Source organism: Flavobacterium sp. (genome assembly GCF_046073885.1).
Classification (GTDB): Bacteria; Bacteroidota; Bacteroidia; order Flavobacteriales; family Flavobacteriaceae; genus Flavobacterium.
The window spans coordinates 26,273-37,030 of record NZ_JBJTND010000052.1 but is presented as its reverse complement, the minus strand read 5'-3'; the positions used below and the strand labels follow the sequence as shown (position 1 = coordinate 37,030).

Annotated in this window: 11 protein-coding genes, 1 tRNA gene and 2 pseudogenes; 11 read left to right on the top strand and 3 right to left on the bottom strand. The window is 35.2% G+C overall.

From position 1 onward, the window contains the following. The first annotated feature begins 164 nt into the window (after positions 1-164). The 4 genes and pseudogenes from ACKOWY_RS07510 to ACKOWY_RS07495 form a co-directional block, all read left to right on the top strand. Positions 165-545 carry a recombinase family protein gene (locus ACKOWY_RS07510; protein ID WP_408940823.1) on the top strand — a complete coding sequence of 127 codons (381 nt, stop codon included), beginning with the start codon at positions 165-167 and terminating at the stop codon, positions 543-545. A 112-nt stretch (positions 546-657) separates the two neighbouring features. Next, a pseudogene (locus tag ACKOWY_RS07505) lies at positions 658-957 on the top strand (recombinase family protein); the annotation flags it as partial. 19 nt (positions 958-976) lie between these two features. Continuing rightward, positions 977-1,099: a hypothetical protein gene (locus ACKOWY_RS07500; protein WP_408940822.1), complete on the top strand. Its 123-nt coding sequence runs from the start codon at positions 977-979 to the stop codon at positions 1,097-1,099. Beyond that, a pseudogene (locus ACKOWY_RS07495) lies at positions 1,099-1,353 on the top strand (recombinase family protein); the annotation flags it as partial. The gene ACKOWY_RS07500 and the pseudogene ACKOWY_RS07495, both read left to right, overlap by 1 nt. A 736-nt stretch (positions 1,354-2,089) precedes the next feature. On the opposite strand, the gene ACKOWY_RS07490 reads toward ACKOWY_RS07495, so the two are convergent. After that, positions 2,090-2,169, bottom strand: a tRNA-Leu gene (locus ACKOWY_RS07490). 266 nt (positions 2,170-2,435) lie between these two features. On the opposite strand from ACKOWY_RS07490, the gene ACKOWY_RS07485 reads away from it, so the two are divergent. The 3 genes from ACKOWY_RS07485 (at position 2,436) to ACKOWY_RS07475 (ending at position 4,520) form a co-directional block, all read left to right on the top strand. Then, entirely contained in the window at positions 2,436-3,377 is a 942-nt protein-coding gene (locus ACKOWY_RS07485) for a ribose-phosphate pyrophosphokinase (protein WP_408940821.1), read from the top strand. Positions 3,378-3,516: 139 nt separating this feature from the next. After that, positions 3,517-4,119: a 50S ribosomal protein L25/general stress protein Ctc gene (locus ACKOWY_RS07480; protein WP_408940820.1), complete on the top strand. Its 603-nt coding sequence runs from the start codon at positions 3,517-3,519 to the stop codon at positions 4,117-4,119. A 122-nt stretch (positions 4,120-4,241) separates the two neighbouring features. Continuing rightward, positions 4,242-4,520, top strand: coding sequence for a hypothetical protein (locus ACKOWY_RS07475; RefSeq protein ID WP_408940819.1), 279 nt, complete (start codon positions 4,242-4,244; stop codon positions 4,518-4,520). A gap of 6 nt (positions 4,521-4,526) precedes the next feature. Here the strand turns inward: ACKOWY_RS07475 and leuS are convergent, their stop codons facing one another. Further along, positions 4,527-7,361, bottom strand: coding sequence for a leucine--tRNA ligase (gene leuS, locus ACKOWY_RS07470; protein ID WP_408940818.1), 2,835 nt, complete (start codon positions 7,359-7,361; stop codon positions 4,527-4,529). A 142-nt stretch (positions 7,362-7,503) separates the two neighbouring features. Here leuS and ACKOWY_RS07465 point away from each other — a divergent pair, with 142 nt between their 5' ends. The 4 genes from ACKOWY_RS07465 to truB are packed head-to-tail and all read left to right on the top strand — an operon-like array spanning position 7,504 to position 10,120. Then, positions 7,504-8,379: a cell division protein FtsX gene (locus ACKOWY_RS07465; RefSeq protein WP_408940817.1), complete on the top strand. Its 876-nt coding sequence runs from the start codon at positions 7,504-7,506 to the stop codon at positions 8,377-8,379. A gap of 5 nt (positions 8,380-8,384) precedes the next feature. Beyond that, the gene (locus ACKOWY_RS07460) at positions 8,385-8,621 is read left to right on the top strand and encodes a DUF3098 domain-containing protein (protein WP_408940816.1); all 237 of its coding nucleotides are present in this window, start codon (positions 8,385-8,387) and stop codon (positions 8,619-8,621) included. After that, positions 8,622-9,419 (top strand): undecaprenyl-diphosphate phosphatase, encoded by a 798-nt coding sequence (locus tag ACKOWY_RS07455; protein WP_408940815.1) that lies wholly within the window; start codon positions 8,622-8,624, stop codon positions 9,417-9,419. Then, the gene (gene truB / locus ACKOWY_RS07450) at positions 9,419-10,120 is read left to right on the top strand and encodes a tRNA pseudouridine(55) synthase TruB (RefSeq protein WP_408940814.1); all 702 of its coding nucleotides are present in this window, start codon (positions 9,419-9,421) and stop codon (positions 10,118-10,120) included. Before ACKOWY_RS07455 ends, truB begins: the two co-directional genes overlap by 1 nt. Here the strand turns inward: truB and ACKOWY_RS07445 are convergent. After that, positions 10,074-10,694 carry a thioredoxin family protein gene (locus tag ACKOWY_RS07445; protein WP_408940813.1) on the bottom strand — a complete coding sequence of 207 codons (621 nt, stop codon included), beginning with the start codon at positions 10,692-10,694 and terminating at the stop codon, positions 10,074-10,076. The genes truB and ACKOWY_RS07445 overlap by 47 nt on opposite strands. Positions 10,695-10,758: the final 64 nt, after the last annotated feature.

Sequence of the window (10,758 nt, the reverse complement as noted above, 5' to 3'; positions counted from 1 at the left end):
GGCGACAGAATGTAAAATGTTATCAATTACAGAATGTAAAAAAAAACTAAACAGAAAAGGTGTGCATTTCAACGATAGAGAAATTGAAATAATTCGAAATGTACTATACAATTTGGCATCTATTTGCCAAGAAAACATTACAAAAACTAAAAAAATTTAACGAAATGAAAAACGAAAACAAAAATGAAAATGTAATACTCTATTGCAGAGTGAGCTACAATAATCCAAGTGACTTATTTATTGACAAAGACGAACAAATGAATCGCCTTTTAAGGTTCTGTAATTTATACGGTTATAATGTTGTAAAAGTCTTTACAGACTACAATACTCAAACAAATAAGAATAAGCAACAATTGCAAAACATGATGGATTATGCAAAAAATAACGTTGAAACTGTATCAGCAGTACTGTGTGAAAGCTTTGACAGAATCTCAAGAAATTTTGAAGAAACGATGGAGATTATGATTGATTACTGCAATATTGGTATGGAGGTAATCTCGATGAAACAAATAACAAACAATAAAAACAATTCAAATGAACAATAATACAAACAACAACTTAAATGTAATACTTTACTGTAGAGTAAGTACGGATGAACAATCAGAAGGATTTAGCCTAAATTACTAAGAAGAATCATTAAAAAGATTCTGTGCGGGCATGGGATATAATATTGTAAAAACATACAGAGATGACCATTCTGCCAAAAACTTCAACAGACCAGAGTGGAAACAATTAAAATCATTTGCAAAAGCAAATAGAAAATCCATTGATAAAATATTATACGCACGATGGGATAGATTTTCTCGCAACATTGAACAAGCATTGAAAGAAATTCGTGAATTTGAAACACTTGGTATAGAATTAAATGCATCCGAGCAGTACCTTGACATGTCAAATTGTGATAATAAAATGGTGCTCTCGATATATTTGACTGCTGGTGAGGTAGAACGGGACAAAATTTCGAGTAGGACTATCAATGGAACTTATCAAGCCAAATGTGAAGGATACTATGCTTCGAGAGCACCTTATGGCTATGACAGCTACAGAGATGGTTCAAGAACACAGCGAGGAGTTGCAAAAGGTAAAAGAAGTAAGCTAATTCCAAATGAGAACGCTCACTTCGTAACTAGAGCTTTTCAATCAGTTGCTTTGGGTATTGAACCAGCAGAAGTTGTGCGAAAAAGATTGAAAAAAGAAGGGATGACATTAGAGAAAAGTTCTTTCAGCCTCATGTTGAAAAATATAGTTTATGCTGGTAAAATAGAAGTTCCAGAGTTCAAAAAAGAATCTGCATTTGTGGTTGATGCTGTTCATGAGCCATTGATTGACTTGGATACTTTTTTGAAAGTGCAAGAGGTTTTCAAAAATAAACGATGGAAAGGATTAAAGTCAAATCAAAAGGTATATGACTTCCCACTTAGACAATTTCTAACCTGTGAAATCTGTGGTGACACCATCACAGGTAGCTACTCAAGAGGCAGAAATGAAAGATATGGATACTACCATTGTAGAGGTAAATGCCAAACTAGGGTTCGCAAGGAAAAAGTAGAAACAAGAATTGCTGATTTACTAACTTCCATCCAAATCAACGCAAATATTAAAGATGCATTTATTGACGTAATGAGTGACGTTATTAAGGAGTCTAACAGCCATAAATCAGTTGAACTAAGTAAAAAGAAAGAAAGAAGAAAGCAAATCCTTGAACAATTGGAAAATGCAGATGACATGAGGCTTACAAATCAATTACCAGCAGACCGATACACAAGTATCGTTGACCGATATAGTTCTGAACTAAGAAGATTGGAGCTTGAAATCGAAGCTTTGGAGCTTAATAACGAAAATGTTAACGATTATCTGGAAACTGGTTTAACTTTAGTTGAAAACCTTGATATACTGTTCAATGAAACAGATAATGAAGGAAAAAAAATGCTTATTGGTTCACTGTTTACGGATAAGCTAATTTTAGGTAATGAGTGTTGTCGAACCACAAATATGAATGAAGTAATCAACGTTTTAACCAGAAATAGCAAGGGTTTGGAAGGTGCTAAAAAAGGAAAAGCTGTCAAAAATGACAGCCTTTCCGTTTATGTACCCGGAGCCGGAGTCGAACCGGCACGGTTTCCCACAGGTGTTTGAGACCAGCGCGTCTACCAATTCCGCCATCCGGGCTTAGCAGACAAATAACAACAGTTATATTAACGCAATAAAGAAACATCGTGAAGATGTTTTTTCTTTAACACGGTGCAAATGTAAATAATAATTCTGCACTTTTTTAAAAAAATAGTTAAAAATATCCTTCCCTAATCGGTTTTTATTTCTAAATTTGCAGCTCGGTAAAAACGAATCACAACTAACTAACTACACCCGAGGCATTTATATTTATCTAGCGAATTGCTAAATTTTTATAAACACCGAGGGATAAAAACAACAAACTAATGTCACATCAAGAACCAGAAGCAAAAATATTTGCTTGTTCCCAAAGTGTCCATTTAGCGGAACAAATAGCTAAAAACTATGGAATTCCGTTAGGTAAAGTTACGTTCTCACATTATAGTGACGGGGAATTTCAACCTTCCTTTGAAGAATCTATAAGAGGTTTACGCGTTTTTATTGTGTGCTCTACTTTTCCTAGTGCAGACAATTTAATGGAACTATTGTTAATGATTGATGCTGCTAAAAGAGCTTCAGCAAGACACATTACTCCTGTAATACCTTATTTTGGATGGGCTAGACAAGACCGAAAAGACAAGCCAAGGGTGCCAATTGGAGCAAAACTAGTAGCAAAACTATTAGAAACAGCAGGGGCTACACGAATTATGACCATGGATTTACATGCAGATCAAATTCAAGGGTTTTTTGAAAAACCAGTAGACCACCTATTCGCTTCAACCATATTCTTGCCTTATGTAAAAAGTTTAGGTCTTGAGAATTTAACTATTGCATCTCCAGATATGGGAGGTTCAAAAAGAGCCTATGCGTATTCTAAATTTTTAGAATCGGATGTGGTAATTTGTTACAAACAAAGAAAAGTAGCCAATGTAATTGATACAATGGAACTTATAGGTGAAGTGAAAGGCAGAAATGTAATTTTGGTAGATGACATGATTGACACCGGAGGTACATTAGCCAAAGCAGCCGACTTAATGATAGAAAAAGGAGCGCTAAGCGTAAGAGCAATTTGTACTCACGCAATTCTATCGGGAGAGGCTTATGAGAAAATAGAAAATTCTAAATTATTAGAATTAATTGTTACCGATTCTATTCCGTTAAAGAAAGAATCAAAAAAAATAAGAGTAGTGAGTTGTGCACCTCTTTTTGCAGAAGTAATGCACATGGTGCAACACAACAATTCCATCAGTGGAAAATTTTTAATGTAATTAACAGAATGCGTTAGGGATAGAGGCAAGCACCGCGTGCAGCCGAAAGACCGCCCGAAGGGAACGCCCCAAAAAGCTAAAAGCCAATAGCTGAAAGCTTAAAAATGAATTTTTTATTTATTAACTATATATTTTTACAATGAAATCAATTTCGATTAAAGGATCAGAAAGAGAAAGCGTAGGCAAAAAGGCAACTAAAGCCGTACGTGATGCTGGAATGGTTCCTTGCGTAATTTACGGAGGAAGTCAACCAGTGCATTTTACAGCAGAATCAAAAGCTTTCAAAAGCTTGGTTTACACTCCAAACGCGCACACTGTTGCGATTGATTTGGCTGGAAAAACTTACAATGCTATTTTGCAAGACATCCAATTTCACCCAATTAGCGATGCTATCCTTCACATTGACTTCTTCCAATTAACAGACGATAAAGAAATCGTTATGGAAGTGCCAGTTAAAGTTACAGGAACATCTCCAGGTGTACTTTTAGGAGGGGTGTTAAACCTTAACCAAAGAAGATTAAAAGTGAAAGCTTTACCAAAAAATCTTCCTGATTTTGTTGAGGCTAACATTTCTGAGTTACAAATGGGTAACAAATTGTATGTAACTAAAATCGCTACAAACAATTTCAAATTGATGCACCCAGACAACACTGTGGTTTGTCAAGTGAAGATTTCACGTGCTGCGATGAAAGCTGCTCAAGAAGCTGCCAAAGCAGAAAAAGGAGCAAAAAAGAAAAAATAATTTCTTTTTTATCAAAACAAAAAGCACCAGTCATCCTGGTGCTTTTTTTATGTTTTCAAACCTTTAATTTGTAACGCATTATTGCTATTTTTGAAAACTCAATAAGTACATTCAAACTAATCATGAAGATGCCTAAACTATCTAAAGAAAATATTCTTATCGCTTTTTATACCATCTATATATTAATTGCAGGTATAGCCTATGAGCTCTTTCCTACCCACGGGAATACTCCAAATGGCGGTGTGCTACTGCTCTACTTATTTATTCCGATAAGTATTATTTATTTTATGGTGCATTTAGTAAAGCAATTGTATGGCAATCAAAGTTATGCCAAATGCTTATTAATTCATGGCGTAGTTTGGTTATCTATTGCAGTGATTTTATCGACTTTCGCCAAATAGTCAAGACTACCCAACCAAGTTGATCACTTTCCCAGGAACAATAATTACTTTATTCGGCGTTCTTCCGTCTAATTGTTTTAGCGTTCTTTGATCTGCCATTACAATTTCTTGTATTTGCGGAACGGTTAAATCCAAAGGTAATTTGATGGTGAATCGCATTTTTCCGTTAAAGGAAACTGGGTATTCTTTCTCTGATTCTACCAAATATTTTTCTTCAAATACCGGAAAAGCAACTGTAGAAATAGATCCTTCATGACCCAACTGACTCCATAATTCTTCTGCAATATGTGGCGCATACGGAGAGATAATTACCGCCAAAGGTTCTAAAATTTTTCTGTGATTGCATTTTAAAGTTGCCAATTCGTTTACACAAATCATAAACTGAGAAACCGAAGTATTGAAAGAGAAATTCTCAATATCTTCTGTTACCTTTTTGATGGTTTTATGTAAGGATTTGTACATTTCTGCTGTTGGCTCTCCATCGGTAACTAACAATCCATTATCGTCAAAATACAAGCGCCATAGTTTTTTTAAGAATCCCGAAACACCTGTAATTCCTGCTGTATTCCATGGTTTTGCTTGCTCTAACGGTCCTAAAAACATTTCATACAAACGCAAGGTATCCGCACCATAATCATTACAAATATCATCTGGGTTAACCACATTGTATTTGGATTTAGACATCTTTTCTACTTCACGACCTACAATATATTTTCCGTTTTCTAATACGAATTCAGCGTTTTTATAGTCAGAATAAAGTGGATGTTTTTTGAAGGCTTCAATATCCAATTCGTTGGTAATGTCATTTATTACCGATAAATCTACATGTATTGGTTGTACATTAATTCCGGCTGTCAATCCTTTCGAATATAACTTTTTAGAATCTTCGCTTCTGTATACAAAAGCACTCATTCCTAAAATCATCCCCTGATTGATTAATTTTTTAAATGGCTCCTCAGTTGGGGCATATCCTCTATCTTTTAGAAATTTATTCCAAAAACGAGAATACAATAAGTGTCCGGTTGCGTGTTCGCTTCCACCAATATATAAATCTACATTTTGCCAATATTTTAAGGCTTCCGCCGAAGCAAATTCGGTTTCATTTTGTGCATCCATATAACGCATCCAATACCAAGAAGACCCTGCCCATCCTGGCATGGTGTTCAATTCTAATGGAAAAACAGTTACATTATCAATCAACTCATTGCTAACTACCGAACATTGAACACTGTCCCAAGCCCAAGTAGCTGCATTTCCTAAAGGCGGCTGACCGTCTTCTGTTGGTAAGTATTTTTCAACTTCTGGCAATACGATTGGCAAGTACTTTTGATCAATCATTTGCGGTAAGCCGTTTACATAATACGCCGGAAAAGGCTCTCCCCAATATCTTTGACGTGAAAAAACAGCATCGCGCAAACGATAATTGGTTTTCCCTTTACCTTGATTAATTTTCTCTAAAGCTTCAATGCTTTTTTTGGTTCCTTCTTTGTATCCTAATCCGTTAAGGAAATCCGAATTCACCAATTCAAATCCACCTTTCTCGCCATAAGCCGCTTCCGAAATATCTTTATTGAATATGTTTTTTATTTCTGGCATTCCGTTTTGACCTTTAAAGAAATTGGCAAAGGCATAATCTCGCTCATCGCCACAAGGTACGGCCATTACCGCTCCGGTTCCGTAGCCAGCCAACACATAATCTCCAATCCAAACCGGAATTGGTTCTTTTGTAAAAGGATGTTCGGCATAAGCGCCTGTAAATACTCCTGAAATGGTTTTTACATCAGCCATTCTTTCTCTTTCTGATCGTTTTGCGGTTGCTTCAACATAAGCTTCAACAGCAGCTTTTTGAGTTGGAGAAGTGATTTTAGAAACCAATTCGTGTTCTGGAGCCAAAGTCATGAAAGTAACTCCAAAAATAGTATCAGGACGGGTAGTAAAAACTTCAATATACGAATCTGAATTTTCCAATTTAAATTGAACCATAGCCCCTACGCTTTTCCCAATCCAATTTCTTTGCGATTCTTTTATCGATTCACTCCAATCGATATCGTTCAATCCTTGCAATAAACGCTCTGCATAAGCTGAAATTCGCATCGACCATTGCGTCATTTTTTTACGAATAACCGGATGTCCACCTCGTTCAGAAACTCCATTTATTATTTCATCATTGGCTAAAACAGTTCCCAATCCGGGGCACCAGTTTACCTCTGTTTCTGCCAAGTAAGTTAGGCGGTATTGCAGTAAAATTCTTTGTTTTTCTTCCGATGAAAATGCATTCCATTCGGCAGCCGAAAAAGAGGCAACGGCATCATCACAAACGGCATTTACAGTAGCATTTCCTTCTTTTTCAAAAATAGAAATCAGGGTAGAAATAGCCTCTGCTTTATTGGAATTTTTGTTATACCAAGATTCAAATAATTGAATGAAAATCCATTGGGTATGTTTGTAATAATCGGCATTAGAAGTACGCACTTCCCGATTCCAATCAAATGAAAAACCGATTTTATCTAATTGTTCGCGGTAGCGAGAAATATTTTCTTTTGTAGTTGTATCAGGGTGTTGCCCCGTTTGAATTGCATATTGCTCTGCAGGCAATCCAAAAGAGTCATACCCTTGTGGATGCAACACATTAAACCCTTGATGGCGTTTATAACGCGCCACAATATCAGAAGCAATATAACCTAGCGGATGCCCAACATGCAGCCCTGCTCCTGAAGGATAAGGAAACATATCCAATACATAGTATTTCGGTTTATCTGAATTATTGGATGCAGCAAAAGTTTGTTTTTCTGCCCAATACTTGCGCCACTTGGCTTCTATTTGTTCGTGAAAATATTTCATTCTAAGCGTTTACAGTTGCTTGGTTTGACCCAAAATTTAAGCAACAAATTTACATTTATTGTACTAAAGTCAAAACTTTAATCGTTATAAACTATGAATAAAGAAATTGTTTATTATTTTTACAACTTAAATATTAATATCTATGGCATCTTCATTTGATAAATTTCAAAAACGCAGATTAATTTCATCTTATTTTTCAGTAGTTTTAAGTGTATTTCTAGTGTTGTTTTTACTAGGATTATTAGGGCTTTTTATCATTAATTCTAAAAGATTATCAGATAATTTTAAGGAAGATATTGTAATGACTGTCTTCTTTAAAACAGAAGCAACAGATACCATCTTTAAAGCTTTTGAAACCGAAATGAAAACCGGAAAATATGCCAAAGATTTTGTTTTCGTTTCCAAAGAACAAGCTGCCAAAGAGCATGAAAAAACATTAGGAGAAAATTTTACTGAGTTTTTGGGCGCCAACCCGCTAAACAATTCCTATGACATTCACTTGAAAGCAGATTATGTTACCACTGCAGGATTTTCAAGCTTGGAAAGTGAAATTAGAAGAAACCCAATGGTTGCCGATGTAGTTTATGATAAACAATTGATTACCTTGGTAAATGACAACGTAAAAAAAATTAGCCTTTGGGTATTAATCATCAGCGGTATATTTACAGTGATTTCAATTTTGTTAATCAATAGTTCACTTCGATTATCTATTTACGCCAATCGATTTATCATTAAAACCATGCAAATGGTGGGTGCTACCAAGGCATTCATTAGAAAACCATTTTTAACAAGAAGTGTGATTCTAGGAGCAATAGGATCTGGATTGGCAATATTAGCGCTAATTGGTGTGCTCGTATATATTTCAACCAATTACCCAGCATTGGATATTTTTAGAGACCAATTACTTACTATTTTAGTATTGTTTGGAGTACTCGTTTTGGGTGTAGTAATTACATTAGCTGGAACCTATTTTGCAACACAACGCTTCCTTAATTTAAGAACCGATGATTTATATTAATTAATATGAAAAACAACGAACAAAAACCCGATTTTCTTTTTGACAAAGTAAATTACAAAATATTACTTATTGGAATTGCTGTAATCGCTTTGGGATTTATCCTTATGTCGGGTGGTGGAAGTGATGACCCAAAAGTCTTTAATGAAGATGTATTTAGTTTCCGAAGAATTCGATTAGCGCCAACTATGGTGTTAATTGGATTTGGAATTACTATTTATTCTATCTTTAAAAAAGCAAAATAAATGGATTATTTTCAAGCAATTGTACTTGCAATTATAGAAGGAATTACTGAGTTTTTACCAGTTTCTTCTACAGGACATATGATTATTGCGAGTTCTTTTTTTGGTATTAGCCAAGAAGAATTTACAAAACTTTTTACCATTGTAATTCAACTCGGCACCATATTATCTGTGGTGGTATTGTACTTTAAGCGCTTTTTTCAAAGCTTTGATTTTTATTTCAAATTATTGGTAGCCTTCATCCCTGCGGTCGTTTTCGGATTGTTATTCAGTAAAAAAATTGATGCCCTATTAGAAAATCCAGTTACTGTAGCAGTCTCTTTGCTAGTTGGAGGTATTATTTTATTAAAAGTGGATGATTGGTTTTCAAAAGAAACCGAAGTGGTTTCAAGCCAAGAAATAAGTTATGTAACCGCAATAAAAATTGGCTTATTTCAATGCTTAGCCATGGTTCCTGGTGTATCTAGAAGTGGCGCTAGTATTGTAGGTGGAATGACACAAAAATTATCGAGAACTACCGCAGCCGAATTTTCCTTCTTTTTGGCGGTGCCTACCATGCTTGGTGCTACAGTAAAAAAATGTTACGATTATTATAAAGACGGATTCGTGTTAACCCACGATCAAATTAATTTACTAATAATTGGAAATGTAGTTGGGTTTATCGTAGCATTAATTGCAATAAAAAGCTTCATTGGTTTCTTAAGCAAAAACGGATTTAAAATATTTGGTTATTACCGAATTGCCGTTGGACTTGCCTTGCTACTGATTCATTTTTTTATTCATAAACTAGACGTTATTTAATGTCGGCAGAAGATTATTTAGAAGGTCAAGTACTTTTAATTGACAAACCGCTCACTTGGAGTTCGTTTCAAGCGGTTAATAAATTGAAATACATATTAAAACGAAAATACGATCTTCCGAAGAAATTTAAAATTGGTCATGCCGGCACATTAGACCCATTAGCTACTGGATTGCTCATCATTTGCACCGGAAAATTTACCAAAAAAATTACAGAAATTCAGGCGCAAGCCAAAGAATATACCGGGACTATAACTGTTGGTGCCACTACCCCATCGTATGATTTAGAAACCCAAATTGATGCTACTTTCCCTACTGAACACATCAACGAAACATTGATTATTGAAACAACCAAACAATTTTTGGGAGAAATCAATCAAAAACCTCCCGTTTTTTCGGCAATAAAAAAAGAGGGAAAACGATTGTACGAGCACGCTCGCGCTGGTGAAGAAGTAGAAATTGAAGCAAGAAAAACTACGATCTACGAATTTGAAATAACCAAAATAAACTTGCCAGAAATTTCGTTTCGGGTGCAATGCAGCAAAGGGACTTACATTCGTTCACTAGCCTTTGATTTTGGTAAAGCATTAAATTCGGGAGCCTATTTATCCGAATTACGAAGAACAAAAATTGGAGATTATGCTGTTGTAAACGGAATTAATCCTGAAGAATTTGAGAAGCAGTTGCTGTCAACAGAGTCGTAATTTCGTTTTGAATTGCAACCCCTTTATCGGCTAAATACCATTTTTGTAATTCAATTTTGGCCGTTTCATCTACTACCCCATGAGCTGCTTTATAATCAACAATTAATTGCTTAGCTGGAACAGGTCTCGGACCAAAATCACCATCAACAACTCCGGTTTCTTTTTCAATAATAATTAATTTCGGAATCGACTTAGTGCCATTGGTTAAAAACAAATTCATCAATTCTTCATTTTCATCTCGAAGCACAATTCGCAAGTCAATTTTTGAAGTTACCTCAGCCATTTTGTGAATTACAGGGACCACTTGAGCAGCATCACCACACCAACTTTCAGCAAGTACCAACCAAATATATTCTTTGGATAAATTTTCCAAAACTAATTTTGCTTCCGGGGTCACCTCAATAGTTTTATCTAAACGTTGCATGCGCGACTCGTTTAATTTAGTGTAATTAATGTATTCTGGAGTTGTTGTCAATCCGGTTGTTTTACCTTCTTGGGCATAGGTTGCAACAAGAGTTCTGTACTCATCATAGGAGAAACTATTGGAAATGCTTGTAGAAATAACTGAATTCATGCTTTATAATTTTATGGTACAAATATACAATTCAGATAAAATATAAACTGTAAGAAATGTTACA